The organism is Streptomyces sp. NPDC051218, from assembly GCF_044455475.1.
Lineage (GTDB): Bacteria > Actinomycetota > Actinomycetes > Streptomycetales > Streptomycetaceae > Streptomyces.
Genome location: NZ_JBITEU010000003.1, coordinates 75,490 through 91,245 on the forward strand (window position 1 = coordinate 75,490; position 15,756 = coordinate 91,245).

Annotated in this window: 15 protein-coding genes; 12 read left to right on the plus strand and 3 right to left on the minus strand. The window is 70.1% G+C overall.

Features of this window, described 5'->3' with window-relative positions; genetic code table 11:
* Nucleotides 1-66: 66 nt before the first annotated feature.
* From ACIBCK_RS11390 to ACIBCK_RS11430, 9 genes are all read left to right on the plus strand, one after another.
* A complete protein-coding gene (locus ACIBCK_RS11390) occupies nt 67-1,374 on the plus strand; it encodes a VWA domain-containing protein (protein ID WP_399389076.1) in 1,308 nt (435 codons plus the stop codon).
* Complete coding sequence (locus ACIBCK_RS11395) at nt 1,374-2,168, plus strand: hypothetical protein (RefSeq protein WP_399389078.1); 795 nt, start codon at nt 1,374-1,376, stop codon at nt 2,166-2,168. Before ACIBCK_RS11390 ends, ACIBCK_RS11395 begins: the two co-directional genes overlap by 1 nt.
* A 105-nt stretch (nt 2,169-2,273) precedes the next feature.
* Nucleotides 2,274-2,867 (plus strand): histidine phosphatase family protein, encoded by a 594-nt coding sequence (locus ACIBCK_RS11400; protein ID WP_399389080.1) that lies wholly within the window; start codon nt 2,274-2,276, stop codon nt 2,865-2,867.
* A 53-nt stretch (nt 2,868-2,920) separates the two neighbouring features.
* Nucleotides 2,921-3,505, plus strand: a complete 585-nt coding sequence (locus ACIBCK_RS11405; protein ID WP_399389082.1) for a TerD family protein — start codon at nt 2,921-2,923, stop codon at nt 3,503-3,505.
* A gap of 99 nt (nt 3,506-3,604) precedes the next feature.
* Entirely contained in the window at nt 3,605-4,510 is a 906-nt protein-coding gene (locus tag ACIBCK_RS11410; protein ID WP_399389084.1) for a TIGR03619 family F420-dependent LLM class oxidoreductase, read from the plus strand.
* Between the two features lie 119 nt (nt 4,511-4,629).
* Nucleotides 4,630-5,286, plus strand: coding sequence for a hypothetical protein (locus ACIBCK_RS11415; RefSeq protein WP_399389085.1), 657 nt, complete (start codon nt 4,630-4,632; stop codon nt 5,284-5,286).
* A 27-nt stretch (nt 5,287-5,313) separates the two neighbouring features.
* Nucleotides 5,314-5,736 carry an acyl-CoA thioesterase gene (locus ACIBCK_RS11420; protein WP_399389087.1) on the plus strand — a complete coding sequence of 141 codons (423 nt, stop codon included), beginning with the start codon at nt 5,314-5,316 and terminating at the stop codon, nt 5,734-5,736.
* Nucleotides 5,737-5,861: 125 nt separating this feature from the next.
* Nucleotides 5,862-6,692, plus strand: a complete 831-nt coding sequence (locus ACIBCK_RS11425) for an SAM-dependent methyltransferase (RefSeq protein ID WP_399389089.1) — start codon at nt 5,862-5,864, stop codon at nt 6,690-6,692.
* A gap of 164 nt (nt 6,693-6,856) precedes the next feature.
* The gene (locus tag ACIBCK_RS11430) at nt 6,857-7,789 is read left to right on the plus strand and encodes a hypothetical protein (protein ID WP_399389091.1); all 933 of its coding nucleotides are present in this window, start codon (nt 6,857-6,859) and stop codon (nt 7,787-7,789) included.
* 2 nt (nt 7,790-7,791) lie between these two features.
* On the opposite strand, the gene proP is transcribed toward ACIBCK_RS11430, so the two are convergent.
* A complete protein-coding gene (proP, locus tag ACIBCK_RS11435; RefSeq protein WP_367046062.1) occupies nt 7,792-9,261 on the minus strand; it encodes a glycine betaine/L-proline transporter ProP in 1,470 nt (489 codons plus the stop codon).
* A gap of 222 nt (nt 9,262-9,483) precedes the next feature.
* On the minus strand, nt 9,484-11,352 hold the full coding sequence (locus ACIBCK_RS11440; protein ID WP_399389092.1) for an alpha-L-fucosidase: 1,869 nt from the start codon (nt 11,350-11,352) through the stop codon (nt 9,484-9,486).
* A gap of 226 nt (nt 11,353-11,578) precedes the next feature.
* Between ACIBCK_RS11440 and ACIBCK_RS11445 the strand changes: the two genes are divergently transcribed.
* Nucleotides 11,579-11,983, plus strand: coding sequence for a hypothetical protein (locus tag ACIBCK_RS11445; protein WP_399389093.1), 405 nt, complete (start codon nt 11,579-11,581; stop codon nt 11,981-11,983).
* On the opposite strand, the gene ACIBCK_RS11450 is transcribed toward ACIBCK_RS11445, so the two are convergent.
* Nucleotides 11,952-12,305, minus strand: a complete 354-nt coding sequence (locus ACIBCK_RS11450) for a winged helix-turn-helix transcriptional regulator (RefSeq protein WP_399389095.1) — start codon at nt 12,303-12,305, stop codon at nt 11,952-11,954. The genes ACIBCK_RS11445 and ACIBCK_RS11450 overlap by 32 nt on opposite strands.
* Before the next feature lie 173 nt (nt 12,306-12,478).
* On the opposite strand from ACIBCK_RS11450, the gene ACIBCK_RS11455 reads away from it, so the two are divergent.
* Nucleotides 12,479-14,662 (plus strand): alpha-N-acetylglucosaminidase, encoded by a 2,184-nt coding sequence (locus ACIBCK_RS11455; protein WP_399389756.1) that lies wholly within the window; start codon nt 12,479-12,481, stop codon nt 14,660-14,662.
* 149 nt (nt 14,663-14,811) lie between these two features.
* Nucleotides 14,812-15,657 (plus strand): chitosanase, encoded by an 846-nt coding sequence (locus ACIBCK_RS11460; RefSeq protein ID WP_399389097.1) that lies wholly within the window; start codon nt 14,812-14,814, stop codon nt 15,655-15,657.
* Nucleotides 15,658-15,756 lie beyond the last annotated feature (99 nt).

The window sequence follows — 15,756 nt, forward strand, 5'->3', positions numbered from 1 at the left end:
AAGCGGCACAAGGTCATACCCACCCGCCGGTTTGGGTATGCACGTCAAGATCAATAAGATCCGGCGATGATCACAAGACAACGGCTGGCGGCCGGGGCCTTCGCCCTGCTCGCAGCCTTGACCGCCGGGCTCGGCACGGCGGGCCCCGCCGCCGCCGATGGCGAAGAACCGGCACGCCCCTCCCCCAAGGTCGAGCTGGTCCTCGACGTCAGCGGTTCGATGCGGGCCCGCGACATCGACGGCAAGTCCCGGATGGCGGCGGCCAAGCAGGCGTTCAACGAGGTGCTGGACGCCACGCCCGACGAAGTCCAGCTCGGCATACGCACGTTGGGCGCCAATTACCACGGCGACGACCGCAAGGCGGGCTGCAAGGACACCGAGCTCCTCCACCCCGTGGCGGAGCTCGACCGCGCGGGGCGCACCGACGCGAAGACCGCGGTGGCCACGCTCGCGCCCACCGGCTGGACGCCGATCGGCCCCACGCTCCTGAAGGCCGCCGACGACCTCAAGGACGACGACACGGAGCGCAGCCGCCGCATCGTCCTCATCTCCGACGGCGAGGACACCTGCCAGCCGCTCGACCCGTGCGAGGTGGCCCGCAAGATCGCCGCCGAGGGCATCCACCTCACGGTCGACACGCTCGGCCTGGTGCCGGACGCCAAGACCCGCGACCAGCTGAGCTGCATCGCGGAGGCCACCGGCGGTACGTACACATCCGTGCGGCACACCGATGAACTCTCCGGCCGCGTCAAGCAGTTGGTGGACCGTGCCGCGGACCCCGTCGCCACTCCGGTGGCCGCCGAGGGCGCCGCCCAGTGCTCCGACGCCCCCCAGCTGAAGGCGGGCGTCTACACCGACCGCGAGAAGTTCGGCGAGCACCGCTGGTACCGCGTCGATGTGGAGCCCGGCCAGGAGTTGCGCGCTTCCGTCAGCGTCGGCGCCGACCGCGCGGTGAACCGGGACTACGGCGTGCTGCTACGCGCATCGACCGTGCACGGCCGCGAGATCGTGCGGGGCTCCGAGGCGGGCGACGGGCGTACGGACGTGATCTCGACCGGCCTGCGCTATCCGAAGCCGGAGGACGACGACACGGACGACGACGCGACGGACGGGAGCGAGCCCGCCGCCGAGACCGTGTGTCTCCAGGTCAGCAACTCCTACTCGGCTCCTGCCTCGGTCAAGACGACCCCGGGTCTGCCCGTGGAGCTGGCCGTCGATCTGGTGGACGCGCCCGACGAGGCGTCGGACGTGGCGTCCTTCGGCCTGGGCAACGGCTGGTGGCTGCTCGGCGTACTGATCCTCACCGGCTTCGTCGCCGGTCTGGTCTGGGGCTGGGTCTCGCGCTGGCGCTTCGCGGTCTGGAGGACCAACTGATGCATGTGACACGTGTGTTGAGCCGGGTCGGCGTACTGGCCGGTGCCGCGCTGCTCGCCCTGGCCGGGACGGCCGGAGCCGCGTTCGCCGAAGGTGCCGACGACGGCGACGACAAGCCCGCCGCGCCGACCGAGGCCGGTACGTCCTTCCGTACGGCGACGGCGATCCAGCAGGACCAGGAGGCGACGGCGGAGGCGTCCACCGGCGACTACCTGTACTGGTCGTTCCCCGCGGACACCGGCCGGCGCCCCACCGTGCACGCGACGGTGAAGCTGCCCGAAGAGGCCGCACGGCACGGCGTGTCCACCTGGCAGCTCGATGTGTACGACGGACTGCGGCGCCGCCAGGCGTGCCGGTTCGGCGCGCAGACCCAGGCGGCGGCGCAGGACGCCGGCACGGTCGAGCTGTCCTGCACGCTGCGCACCGTGCGCGGCTGGTCCGAGCCGTGGGCCGACGACCCGCTGCCCGGCACGTACTACGCACGCCTGACGGTCACCGGCCTCAAGGCGGACGACCTGGGGCTGCCGATGCGGGCCGAGGCGTTGGTGACGTCCAGCGACGCGGGCGGCGCGCAGGCGGTGGACGGCGCGCTCGCGGAGCCGTTGGTGCCGGGGACCGGCACGAAGATGGCGGCGGCCGCCAGTGAGCCGGAGGGCGGCTGGGCGTCCGGCTGGTGGTCGTCCCGCTGGCTGTGGACGGCGGGCGGCGGTGTGCTCGGCGCTCTCGCGGGCATCGGTGGCTACCGCCTGACGCGCGGCTCGGGGCGCCCGGCGCGCGTACCTGCGGGGATCTAGTCTCGGTGGTGGCGAGGCCGGGCCGTTGGTGCTCCGGTCCCGCCGCCACCGACACGACCGTCGGCGGACGCTTCGGATCCATCGACAGACAGGAAGTTCCGCACCATGGGTGACCTGCTCCTCGTCCGGCACGGCGAGACCGAGTGGTCGATGAACGGCCGGCACACCAGTTGGACGGACGTCCCGCTCACCGAGAACGGCAGGGAACAGGCGCGGGGGCTCGCGGGGCTCGTGGGGCGGTTCCGGATCGGGGCGGCTTTCACGAGCCCCCGGCAGCGGGCCAAGGACACGGCGGAGTTGGCGGGGTTCCCGGACGCCCGGGTGGACCCCGACCTGAGCGAGTGGGACTACGGGGCCTACGAGGGGGTCACGACGGTGGAGATCCACCGCACGCACCCCGACTGGTATCTGTTCACGGACGGCGTGGCCCCAGGCCCCGCCGAGCATCCCGGTGAGTCCCCGGAGCAAGTCGGCGAGCGGGCGGACCGGATGCTGGCGAAGGTCGACGCCGCTCTCGCCAACTACGAGAGCAGCGTGGTTCTCTTCGCGCATTCCCATTTCCTGCGGGTGCTGACGGCCCGGCGGCTCGGACTGCCGGTGTCGGGCGGGGCGTTGTTCCAGCTGGCCACGGGGACGGTCTGCCGCCTCAGCACGGAGCACGGCCGCCCGGTGGTGGCGAGCTGGAACATTCGGCCGTGAAACCAGGCACACTCTGTCCCATATAGCTCTCTCACCACCACGAAGGATCGCGAATGATCACGCTCAAGAAGGAAGACGGACCTGCGGATCTGGGCGGCGTGACCCGTCTGTCCATAGGCGTGTCCTGGGACCCCACCGTCGGCAGCAGCGGTGGCCTGATGGGCAAGCTCCGCCAGAAGGCCGGCACCGACCTCGACCTGATCGCCATCGCGATGGCGGGGGCCGACCCGGTGCGCCTCGCCGGTCTCGACTCGCTCGACCCGCTGGGCAACGGCTCGCTCGTGCACAGCGGCGACAACCAGACCGGCAAGGGTGACGGCGACGACGAGACGGTGACCGTCGAGTTCGACCGGGTGCCGGAGAACATCACGTCCATCGTGTTCGTCGCCGCCGCGTACAAGAAGCGCAGCGCCTTCCAGAACGCGCGCAACATCAGCTTCAAGGTGTACGACGCCACGGGCGGCAGCACCCAGCAGGTCGCCGACATCTGGCCGAGCCTGCTCACGAACGACAACGGCTGCGCCGTGGCCAAGGCGCTCCGGGAAGGCGGGACCTGGAAGCTCCAGGTCATCAACGAGACCGGGAAGATCAAGCAGGGCGACGAGCAGGCCCTGATGCGCTTCGCGATGAGCAAGTGACCGAGGGATGAGCTGGTAACCGAGGGAGGTCCGGGCCGGCCGGTGCCGCCGGCCGGCCCGGTTCGACACGCACCCCCAAGATCATCAAGACTTGCCGCCATGCGATACGGCGTGAACCTCCTCAACTTCGGCTCCGGCACCACCCCCGACTCCCTCGTCCGCCAGGCCACCGACGCCCGTGACCTCGGGTTCGGCTTCGCGATGATCTCCGACCACATAACGGTCACCCCCGACGTGCACGCGGTCTATCCGGCCCCGTTCTACGACCAGTTCGTGCTCGCCGCGCATCTCGCGGGCCGCGTCCCCGGGCTGCGGCTCGGCACAACGATCACCGTGATCCCCTACCGCCACCCCCTCCAGACCGCCCGCCTCGCCGCCAACATCGACCAGCTGAACGAAGCGGGCTTCATCCTCGGCGCCGGTGTCGGCTGGTCCCGCGCCGAGTACGAGGCGCTCGGCGTCCCCTTCGAGGAGCGCGGCGCCATCACGGACGAGTACCTCACCGCCATCCGTGCCGCGTGGAGCGAGGAGACGACCTCGTTCCAGGGCAGGTACGTCGCCTACGAGGACATCCGTAACGCCCCCGCGCCCGCGACGCCCTTGCCCGTCTGGGTCGGCGGCAACTCCCCCGCCGCCCAGCGGCGCGCGGCCCGCCTGGGCGAGGGCTGGCATCCGTTCATGCCGACCCTCGGACTCCTGCGGGCGGCGCTGCCCCGGATCGCGGCGCAGGCCGAGGCCGCCGGGCGCCCCGCGCCGGACCTGGTGCCCCGCCTCCAGCTCAGGCTCACCGAGCAGCCGGACACGGAGGACCGCCCCCTGGGGCACGGCAGTCCCGACCAGCTCCGCGCCGACCTGGAGGCCCTTGCCGGGCTCGGCGCCACGGACGTGCTGCTCGACACCTACCCCGGCACGCCCGACGAGCGGGGCACCGCCGACGACGACCGGCGCACCCTCGAACTCGTCGCCGAGAAGGTGGTCGACCCCGCGACGGGAACACTTCGCTGAGCCGGCGGGCGCCGGTCGCTGAGTCGGCGGGCGCCGGAAAGCTGACGTCCGGCGGCCGTTGTCAGTGGCGCGAGGCACTATCGGAACCAGGCACAAGGACCTGGGGAAGAGGTGGGCTCATGACGAAGCCTCCGACGGCCGCCCAGCGGCGGATCATCGAGGCCGCGGACCCGGCGACCGGCCGTCTCACCGGGAGCGAGGCGCAGCTGGCGGGACTCGTGCGTCACCGCCTCGCCTTCCGGCACCCCCGGCCGCCGCACGCCTATTTCCTGACGCCGACGGGCCATCGCATACGGGAGGGCGCACAGAGCCCTCCCGTCGCCGAGACCCCCGGCCCTCCTCCGGAGGCCCCCGCCGCCTCCGGCCTCTTCGCCGCGCGCACCGGCACCGAGCTCGCGCAACCGCCGGGCGCGGAGAGACCGGAGGCCCGCGCACGTGACGTACGCAGCGCCTGGGAAGGCCTCCTGGAGATGCGCCGCATGACCAATCCGGACGGCGCCCGGGACCGTCCCTGTGCCTGGGAGCGGACGCATCTGGTGCAGGCCGCAGCGCTGGCCCTGGAGGCGGCGGGCTGCCGGCCCGGACCCGACGGCTATCGAGTGGCCGGGACACCGCAGCCCGAGGCCGTCGCCGTGCGCGATCAGGCGGCGGACGGGCTGCGGGCCTGCGCGAGCGCCCTGGAGGCCGCGGGCTGGCAGGTCAGCGAACACGCCGAGCGGCCTCGTGGCGTGCGCTATCTCCTTGCCTCGCCCCGAAGAAGCGGACAATCGAAGTGACCGTGCACAACCGTTGAAGGGAACGTCGTGGCGGAGCCGTTTTCCGTGAGCATCAGCGTCCGTGGGTACGAGACGGACTCGCAGGGCCACCTGAACCAAGCCGTCTATCTGCAGTACGCCGAGCACGCCCGCTGGTCGATGCTGCGCGCGGCGGGCATCGAGCAGGCGGATCTCCTCGCCAAGGGTGTCGGCCCCGTCGCCCTGGAGAACACCATCCGCTACTTCAGCGAACTGCGCGCGGGCGACGAGGTGGAGGTGACCTGTGAGTTCATCTGGGGCGAGCGCAAGACGTTCCGCATCGAGCAGTCGATCCGCAAGACGGACGGCACCAAGGCTGCCGAACTGCACTCCATCGGTGGCCTCCTGGACCTGAGCGCACGCCAGATGGTGAGCGATCCGCGCGAGTACTTCAGGGCGCTGGCCGACGAACCGGCCGTGATCGGGCTCTGAGCACCCCGACCCGGGCCGCCGGGCCCCGCGGGAACTGGATCGGCCGGTGATCGTTCTCTCAAGTAGCAAGTACGACAGGCGAGTAGCAAGCAGGACAGGACCGCCCCCCCCTCCAGGAGGCCCCCGTGCCGGACCGCGACCCCCAAGCCGACGCCGCCGCGGACATACGCGCGCGCATCGACACCAGCACGCCGCACTCCGCGCGCTTCTGGAACTACTTCGTGGGCGGCAAGGACAACTACGAGAAGGATCGCGAACTGGGCGACCACATCAAGGAGATCCACCCGGGCCTGGTCGACGTGGCGCGCCTGAGCCGGCTCTTCCTGGGGCGCGCGGTCCGTCATCTGGCGACGGAGCGGGGCATCCGCCAGTTCCTCGACATCGGCACGGGCCTGCCGACCGCCGACAACACGCACGAGGTCGCCCAGCGCGTGGCCCCGGACTCCCGGATCGTCTACGTGGACAACGACCCGCTCGTCCTTGCCCACGCCCGCGCGCTCCTCACCAGCACGCCCGAGGGCGAGACGGCGTACATCGACGCCGATCTCTACGCCCCCGAGGCCATCCTGGAGTCGGCGAGCGCGACCCTTGACCTCTCGCGGCCGGTCGCCCTGATGATTCTCAACACCCTTGGTCATGTGGGGGATTACGGGCAGGCGCGCGAGCTGGTGGCCCGGCTCATGGCGGGTCTGCCGTCCGGCAGTCATCTGGTGATCAGTGACAGCACCGCCACCAGCGAGGGCATGATCGCGGCGTCGGACGCGTACAACAAGAGCGGCGCGATTCCCTATCACGTACGCGGCGTCGAGGAGATCGGCGGCTTCTTCGACGGCCTGGAGCTGGTGGCGCCCGGCGTCGTTCAGGTCACCCGGTGGCGCCCCGACTCCGGCTCCGACACGGAGTCCGAGGACGCGACGCCGGTCGACGCGTACGGCGCGGTGGCCCGCAAGCCGTAGGTCTCCCCCGAAGCGGCGCGCGGGCCACGCGCCCGTCGGCCCCGGTGCGAGCCTGCTGTTAGACCGATCCGGGCACCCCTCTTGCCTCACGACCGGCCGGGCCATTACGGTCCGGCCAGCCGTGAATCTACGCGCGTCGCACATCGAGCGAGAGGTCCCTGACCATGCGTAAGACCGTTCTGACCGCAATGACCGCCCTGGGCGCGGGAATTGCCGTGGTGCTCAGCACCGGCCTCTCCGCGGCGCAGCCGGAGGCCGGTCGATGGCACCAGGTCGGGGACGACGTGAAGTCCGGTATCAGCGGGCTCACCGTCACCTCCCGTTCGGGTGACGATCTTCGCGCCCTGGTCGTACGCGACAACAAGCGCCCCGGTGAGAACCGCATCGCCGAAGTGACCCACCGCCCCGGCAGGCCCGCCGCCGTCGAGGCGATCACCTGGCAGGACAGCATCGAGCCCGTCGACCTGGAGGCGGTCGACGCGGTGCCGGGGACGTCCGACGAATTCGTGGCCGTGGCCAGCCGCGGGCTCGCCTACCACCTCAAGCTTGCCGACGCCGGGGAGGCCGTGAAGGTCCTTGACATCACGCCGCTGCCCTCGATCGGCACGGGCGACGACTTCGAGAGCTTCACGCTGACGTCACGTAACGGCAAGATGGCGGCGGTCTGGGCGGACCGCGGCGCGGGCGCGGACCGCCCCGCGACGCTGTACGCGGCGCCGTTCTCGGTCGGTTCCTACGGCGAGTCGACGTTCGGCTCGGTGCGAAAGGCGTCCCTCCGTGTGCCGTACCCGACGGGGAACGTGCGTCACGCATCGGACATCGAGGTGACCAAGTCGGGCCGTCTCCTCGTCAGTTCGGCGTCGGATGCCGGTGACGACGGGCCGTTCGACTCCGCCGTGAGCGACGCGGGCAAGCTGAGTGTCGACTCCGCCGGAGAGGTGCGTCTCTCCGTCGCCGAGACGCCCGAGCTCCTGGAGAAGTTCGAGGGCTACAAGATCGAGGGGCTGCACTGCATCCCCGGCTCCGACCTCGCGGCCCTCGGTACGGACGACGAGAACGCGGGAGGCTCCCTCACCACGCGCCGCCTGTGCGACTGACGTCAGGAACGCTGCGCCGCCACCAGTTCGCGGGCCTCCTCGTCCGTCGCGACCGACGGCGGGGAGCCTTCCAGGGGCTTGCGGGCCGTCTCCTTCATCGCGGCCACCGCGATGATGCCGACGAGGCCCGCGAGCATCGTGTAGAAGGCGGGCATCAGGTCGTTGCCGGTCGCGCCGATCAGGGCCGCGACCACCAGCGGGGTCGTACCGCCGAAGAGTGAGACCGAGATGTTGAAGCCGATGGAGAGAGAGCCGTAGCGGACGTCCGTCGGGAAGAGCGCCGGCAGCGACGAGGACATGACGCCCAAGTAGCAGACCAGGGCGAGGCCGAGGATGAGTAGCCCGGTGAAGACCGCCACCGTGCCGCCCTGCTTGATGAGGAGGAAGGCCGGGAGGGCCAGGACGAAGAAGCCCACCGAGCCCGCCATCAGGACCGGCTTGCGGCCGATGCGGTCGGAGAGGCGGCCGACGGAGTTGATGAGCGCCATCAGGATCAGCATGACGATGACGATGGACATCAGGCCGCCGGTCTCGCCGAAGCCGAGCTGCGTCAGATACGTCGGCATGTACGACAGGAGCATGTAGTCGGTGACGTTGAACGCGGCGACCAGCGCGATGCAGAGCAGCATCGCGCGCCACTGACCGAAGAAGGAGTCCTTGAGGGACTTCTTCTGGCGCTCGGCCGCCGGTCCGCTCTCCGCCTCCGCCATCTTCTGGAAGGCGGGCGACTCGTCGAGCTTGAGCCGCAGATAGAGACCGATGAGTCCGAGCGGCGCCGCCACCAGGAACGGGATGCGCCAGCCCCAGGACTGCATGGCGCCGTCGCTGAGCCCCATGGTCAGGGCGGTCACCAGGACCGCCGCGACCGTGTAGCCGATCAGCGTGCCGAACTCCAGGAAAGAGCCCCAGAACCCGCGGCGCTTGTCGGGCGCGTACTCGGCGATGAACGTCGCGGCGCCGCCGTACTCACCACCCGTGGAGAAGCCCTGCACCATGCGGCACAGGACGAGGAGCACCGGGGCCCAGACGCCGATGGTGGCGTAGCTCGGGATCAGGCCGATCGCCAGGGTCGCCGTGGACATCATGATCATGGTCAACGCGAGGATCTTCTTGCGGCCGACCTTGTCGCCCAGCGGCCCGAAGAACATGCCGCCGATGGGGCGCACGAGGAAGGCGGCGGCGAAGGTGGCCAGCGAGGAGAGGGTCTGCGCGGTGTCGTTGCCGGAGGGGAAGAACTCCTTGCCGATGATCACCGCGAGGTAGGCGTAGACGCCGAAGTCGTACCACTCCATGGCATTGCCGAGGGCGGTCGCCTTGACCGCCCGCCTGACCTGCGCCTCTTCGGTGACGGTGATGTCCGACTGACGCAGGCGCGGGTTCTTGCGGCGGTGGATCGCGCGGAAGAGCGCGCGGTGCCGGGCTATGGCCTCCGGAGCGGGATCCGGTGTTTCAGGTGCTTCGGGCGCGCTCACGGGGCAGTCACTCTCTCGGTCGGCAATAGTCTGTCGGCGACCGCCTGACCTGGGAAGTCAGAGATCGACGAACGGTCATCTGCCCAGCCGGGCGTCGATCAACACTGTCAATTTCGCGGACCGGAAGGTGCCCGTCATTGGTCCTCATGACAGGGGCCCCAAGTCCTGACTTCCCAGGACTTGGGGCCCGATTCGTTCAACTGGGCAGCGTGCGCCTCCCGCTCAGCGCGCGTACAGCTGGGTCGCGGGCACGATCTGCTGCTCCTGGCCGGGGCTGGACCAGAGCAGCTTCAGGTGGGCCTCGCCGGTCTGTTCCGCGTACTCGACCTTGATCGAGTGGCGCTTGCCCGCGGTGAGGGCCACCTGCCCCTTGTCGATCTTCGGCTCGTGCGGTGTCCACGAGTCGATGACGAGCTTGCCGTCGACCCACACCCGCGCCATGTCGTCCGAGACGGTCGTCAGGGTGTATGTCTCGGAGCGGCGCGGCTGGAGCTTGCCGGTCCAGCGGACGCTGAACTTGTCGGAGGGGATGCTCGCAGCCGGTGAACCCTCATATTTCCAGGCGTGGTTGAGGGTGGCGTCGGTGCGGGTGATCTTCGGGGTGCCGCTCAGGTCCGCGTTGTCGAAGATCTCCTGCCGCAGGCCCTTGCCCTTGCCGGGCCGGGCTGTCGGCCCCGGGTCCACCTTCAGCTCGATGACCGTGGCGGTGTCGTTGGTCGCGCCGCCGGCCGGCTTGAGGTCGATGCCGTCGCCGGACCGGGTGACCGTCACCTTCTGATCACTGCCGAGCACCCGCGCAGACTCCACCTCGAAGTCCGTACGTGCCTTCAGGTGCAGGGCGGCGCCGGACGCCGGCCACTGGGTGACCGCCGCGTACAGCTTGTCGCCCTTGCGGCTGACCGAGCCCCAGGAGGGCTCCTCGACGAGTCCGCCGAAGCGGGCGCCGAACACCGCGTCGCCCTGGCCCGACGTACGCAGCCAGTCGCCCATCTGCTTCAGGCGGTCGACGGAGGGCTGCGGGACCCGGCCGCGGGCGTCGGGACCGACGTTCAGGAGGTAGTTGCCGCTGCGGGACGTCGTGGAGAGGAGGTTCCTGACCAGGGTCGTCGACGGCTTCCAGTCGGTGTCGTACCGCGCGAAGCCCCAGTGGCCGTTGAGGGTCATGCACGATTCCCAGAGCTGGCCGTCGACCGGTGCGCCGGGGATCTCCTGCTCGGGGGTGCCGTAGTCGCCGTCGACCACGCGGCGCTTGCCGACGCGGTTGTTGATGATCAGGTCCGGGTCGAGGTCGCGGAGGTAGGCCTCCAGCTGCTCGCCGTCCTTCGCCGTCCAGGGGTTGTGGGGCTTGTCGGTGTCCCACTCGCCGTCGAACCAGAGCAGGGCGGGGTCGTAGGTGTCGACCAGCTCCTTGAGCTGGGCGCGCATCCGCTTCTCGTACTTCGGGAAGGTCGCCGGGTCGGGGAAGTCCGGGTCGTGCCAGTCCCAGATCGAGTAGTAGAAGCCGAGCTTGATGCCCGCGTCGTCGGAGGCCTTCTTCAGTTCGGCGAGGATGTCGCGGTTCTTGTCGAAGGACGAGTGGTCGCGCAAGTTCCAGTCGTTGACCTTCGTGGGCCACATCGCGTAGCCCTCGTGGTGCTTCGAGGTGATGACGATGTAGCGCATTCCGGCGTCCTTGGCCGCCTTGACCACGGCCTCGGCATCGAAGTCGGCCGGGTTGAACGTCGCGGCCTGCTTCTCGTACTCGGCCTTCGGTATGTCGCACTGGCGCTGGATCCACTCGGCGTCACGGCACAGGGAGCCGTCGGCCTTCTTGTACTCGCCCTCCAGGTTGGAGTACGCGCCGAAGTGGATGAACATGCCGAACCGGTCCTGCCGGAACCAGCTGGTGCGGTCGGCGGTGAAGGGGTCGTCGGTGGCGTGGTCCGTTCCCGGGCCCGCGGAGTCGGGCCGCTCGGCCGCGCGGGGTGCGGCGGCCGGGGGTTCCGTCGGCGCCGCGACCGCGGTGGGGACGGCGGTCGCGGCGAGGGCCGAGGCGAGGAGCAAGGCGAGCCCGGCGACTCTTCGCCGGGTGCGACTGAGCTGTGTGCGCATGGGGGCGGCTCCCTGAGGTTGACGGGTCGCTCGGGAACGTAGGGTTGAATACATCGGATGTCAATGCGCCCAACAGGCCCTGATGGGTTCGAGGTTGGCATGTTCGCACGCCATCGCTCCGATGACTGCTCCAAATCTCCGGGACTGGGCTACGCTCCGGGCAGCGCTTCGGAAATCGAAGCAGCAAGGACAGTCAGAGCAAGGACAGCCAGGAGGAGTGACACCGATGAGTCTCGACGTACGTGACGTACTGGCACCCGGCACACCCGACCGGACCCGGCTCCTGCTCGCGCGGGACGTCGTCTTCCACAGCCCGGTCGCCGACTACAGCGGGCGGGACGATGTGGCGCACCTGCTCCCGAAGATCGGGGAGTGTCTGTCCGGGGTGGAGCCGCTGCGGGAGTTCACCACTGCCGGGACCGGCGAGGAGGAGGGGGAACAGCACGGCGTGACGGCCTTCACCGCCAAGGTCGGCGAGGAGAACGCGTACGGCGCGCTCGTCCAACAGACCAACGAGGATGGCCAGTTGACGGAAGCGACCCTGTTGATCCGCCCCTTGAAAGCGCTGTCCGACGCCGTCGCCCGGATGCGGGAGGCGCTCAGCGCCGATCCTCTGCCGAGTCGGCGCTGACTTCCGTCGCCCAGCGCTCGGCCCACGCGTCCAGCGGACGCAGGGCCTGGTGTGCCTCGCGGCCGAGCACGGTCAGGGCGTAGGAGCTGTCGGGCAACTGCCGCACCAACCGGGCTTCGAGCATCTCGGTCAGGCGCTGGCGCAGCACACTGGACGACATCGCGTCACACCGTTCCTGGAGCGCCCGGAACCCCAGCGGCTCGGCCCGCAGCTCCCAGACGATCCGCAGACTCCAACGCCGCCCGAACAGATCGAGGGCGGCCATCAAGGGCCGCCCGGTGGTGGAGGCACGGGTGGGTCTGCCGGGCAGCGGTGCGGTCATCCACCGACGCTAACACCGGGGCCGGCACGGCCCGTGGCGGTGCGGTCGAACCGGGCGCCGGCGATGGCCGCGCGTACTTGACCATGGTGCGCGTGCGGTTCATCGTGGTGCGCCGTCCCGCATCGGCCGGGCGGCTGCCGAGCACCGCCGAACCGGGAGGGTATCCCTACGTCATGCCCCTTGCCCGTCGCACCTTCCTCGCCGCCATCGCCGGAACCACCGGCGCCGCCGTCGCCTGTTCCGGCTCCACCGCCGACGGCGCCCCGACCTCCGCGTCACCCGCGGTCAAGGCCGCCCGGCGCCTGCTGCCCGGACACTGGAAGCAGCTGACGTTCACGACCGCGGGTCCCACCGACACCTTCCGGGTGTCCGGGAAGCGCGGGAAGATCGAGATCGCCGGGCCGACGCCCGCCGTTCAACTCACGGGACTGCGGCACTACTTGAAGCACACCGCCCAGGCGAACGTCACCTGGGCCGGTGAGCAGCTCGACCTGCCCGACCGGCTCCCCGGGCTCGACAAGCCGGCGACCGGACGCGCCAACGCCCCGCACCGCTTCGTCCTCAACGACACGAACGACGGTTACACGGGGGCGTACCACGACTGGTCGTACTGGGAGCGAGAGATCGACGTGCTCGCCCTGCACGGCTATAACGAAGTACTCGTGTACGTCGGTGCCGACGCCCTCTACCACCGCGTGTTCCAGGAGTTCGGCTACTCCGACGAGGAGATGCGCGAGTGGGTCCCGGCCCCCGCCCACCAGCCGTGGTGGCTGCTCCAGAACATGTCCACCTTCCCGTATCCGGTCTCGCGTCAACTCCTGGACAGGCGGGCGGCATTGGGACGCCGGATCACCGACCGGCTGCGTGAGCTGGGCATGACCCCGGTGCTCCCGGGCTACTTCGGAACCGTTCCGCCCGGCTTCGCCGCCAAGAACCCCGGGGCGAGGACCGTGCCGCAGGGCGACTGGGTCGGCTTCGCGCGCCCCGACTGGCTCGATCCGCGCACCGAGCACTTCGGCCGGGTGGCCGACGCGTTCTACCGTGCGCAGGACGAGCTGTTCGGCGCGTCGACGATGTACAAGATGGACCTCCTCCACGAGGGCGGAAAGCCGGGCGACGTGCCGGTGCCGGACGCCGCGAAGGCCGTCGAGAAGGCCCTCCGGTCCGCGCACCCCGACGCCACCTGGGTGATCCTCGGCTGGCAGAGCAACCCTCCCAAGGCCATCGTCGACGCCGTCGACAAGTCGAGGATGCTCGTGGTCGACGGGCTCTCGGACCGCTTTTCGAAGATCACCGACCGCGAGTCCGACTGGAACGACACTCCCTACACCTTCGGCTCGATCTGGAACTTCGGCGGCCACACCACCCTCGGCGCCAACACCCCCGACTGGGCCGCCCTCTACGAGAAGTGGCGCACCAAGGAAGGCAGCACGCAGCGCGGGATCTCCCTCATGCCGGAGGCGGCCGACAACAACCCCGCCGCCTTCGAGCTCTTCTCGGAACTCGCCTGGCGAACCGGCGACTTGGACCTAGCCTCCTGGTTCGACGACTGGTCCGTGTCCCGTTACGGCGCGGCCGACCCGCATGCAGCCGCCGCGTGGGACATCCTGCGCCGCACCGCGTACGGCACGACCCGCGCCGACGAGTGGTCCGAGGGCGCGGACGGCCTCTTCGGCGCACGCCCCGACCTCGCGGCGAAGTCGGCGGCGGCCTGGTCCCCGAAGGCGATGCGGTACAAGCCGGCGGACTTCGAACCCGCACTCACCGAACTGCTGGCCACACGCTCCGATTTGAGGCGCTCATCGGCCTACCGCCGCGACATCCTTGACGTGGCACGCCAGGCGCTCTCCAACCACAGCCGGGTACTGCTCCCCCAGATCAAGCAGGCGTACGACGATCAGGACAAGGCCCGCTTCGACCGCCTGACCCGCACCTGGCTCGCCCTCATGGACCTGCTCGACGAATTGATGGCCACTGACTCCCGTCACCTGCTGGGCCGTTGGGTCGCCGATGCCCGCTCGTGGGGCGCGGACGCGACGGAGCGCGAGCGTCTCGCGTACGACCAGCTTTCGCTGCTCACCGTGTGGGGCACGCGGGCCGGGGCGGACGCGGGGCTGCGCGACTACGCCAACCGGGAGTGGGCCGGACTCGTCGGCGGGCTCTACCGGCTGCGCTGGGAGACGTACTTCGAGGAACTGGGGGCCGCGCTCGACGAGAAGCGCGAACCGAAGGCCATCGACTGGTTCGCCATCGAGGACGGCTGGATTCGCGACCCGGGCCACCTCGCCACCCGGCCGACCGGAGACACGTACAAAGTCGCTGTTCAGGTGCGCGAACGGCTGACCAGGACCCGATAACCGGCCGGAGCACGGGCTCCAAGATCACCAACTCGCCCTCCCTTGACGGGTATACGTCACCTTCGAACTCTGGTAGGAAACCTTCCTAACAGAACACGGAAGAGCCCAAGCGTCATCGGATCGACGAACTCCCCCACCTTGGAGGCCCCGTGCCCACCCCCCGTCACATCCCCACTCCCCCCACCCACACCTCGCGCCGCACAGTGCTCGCCTTCCTGGGCGCCTCGCTCGTCGCGGTCCCGGTCATCGCCTCGCAGACGGCAGGCGCCGCCCCCGCCCCGAAGGCGGGCGGGCTCGACGATCCGGCGAAGAAGGAGATCGCCATGAAGATCGTGTGCAGCGCCGAGAACTCCGACCTCAACTGGAAGGAGTACTACCGCTACTGCGAGGACATAGGCGACGGCCGCGGCTACACCGCCGGGATCATCGGCTTCTGCTCGGGCACGGGCGACATGCTCGACCTCGTGGAGCTCTACACCCGGCGCAAGCCGGGCAACGTCCTCGCCAAGTACCTGCCCGCGCTGCGCGAGGTGGACGGCACGGACTCCCACGAGGGCCTCGACCCCACGTACCAGGGTGACTGGGAAGAGGCCGCGGAGGACCCCGAGTTCCAGCGGGCGCAGAACGACGAACGCGACCGCGTCTACTTCAACCCGGCCGTCGGGCAGGGCAAGGCGGACGGCATCGGCGTCCTCGGGCAGTTCGCGTACTACGACGCCATCGTCATGCACGGCGACGGCGGTGACAGCACCAGCTTCCGCAACATCCGTGCGCGCGCCCTGCGTTCGGCCGAACCGCCCGCGCAGGGCGGCGACGAGGTGGCGTACCTCCACGCCTTCCTGGACGCGCGCGTCTGGGCGATGAAGCAGGAGGAGGCGCACGAGGACACGAGCCGCGTCGACACGGCTCAACGGCTGTTCCTGGAGAAGGGCAACCTGAACCTGGACCCGCCCCTGGAGTGGAAGGTCTACGGGGACCCCTACCGCATCGGCTGACCGGCCCCATCGGCGCGGGACACCTCACACACATCCCGCGCCGATGTAGCAGCGCTTACGTGTTGCGTGAAGCATTCGTCGCTGGTGCTGCACGGCACC

Coding starts and splice junctions, on each gene's coding strand:
- ACIBCK_RS11415 (WP_399389085.1), top strand. CDS start 4,630: ATGACGAAGCCTCCGACGGCCGCCCAGCGGCGGATCATCGAGGCCGCG.
- ACIBCK_RS11445 (WP_399389093.1), top strand. CDS start 11,579: ATGAGTCTCGACGTACGTGACGTACTGGCACCCGGCACACCCGACCGG.
- ACIBCK_RS11395 (WP_399389078.1), top strand. CDS start 1,374: ATGCATGTGACACGTGTGTTGAGCCGGGTCGGCGTACTGGCCGGTGCC.
- ACIBCK_RS11390 (WP_399389076.1), top strand. CDS start 67: ATGATCACAAGACAACGGCTGGCGGCCGGGGCCTTCGCCCTGCTCGCA.
- ACIBCK_RS11450 (WP_399389095.1), bottom strand. CDS start 12,305: ATGACCGCACCGCTGCCCGGCAGACCCACCCGTGCCTCCACCACCGGG.
- ACIBCK_RS11400 (WP_399389080.1), top strand. CDS start 2,274: ATGGGTGACCTGCTCCTCGTCCGGCACGGCGAGACCGAGTGGTCGATG.
- ACIBCK_RS11430 (WP_399389091.1), top strand. CDS start 6,857: ATGCGTAAGACCGTTCTGACCGCAATGACCGCCCTGGGCGCGGGAATT.
- ACIBCK_RS11440 (WP_399389092.1), bottom strand. CDS start 11,352: ATGCGCACACAGCTCAGTCGCACCCGGCGAAGAGTCGCCGGGCTCGCC.
- ACIBCK_RS11410 (WP_399389084.1), top strand. CDS start 3,605: ATGCGATACGGCGTGAACCTCCTCAACTTCGGCTCCGGCACCACCCCC.
- ACIBCK_RS11405 (WP_399389082.1), top strand. CDS start 2,921: ATGATCACGCTCAAGAAGGAAGACGGACCTGCGGATCTGGGCGGCGTG.
- ACIBCK_RS11455 (WP_399389756.1), top strand. CDS start 12,479: ATGCCCCTTGCCCGTCGCACCTTCCTCGCCGCCATCGCCGGAACCACC.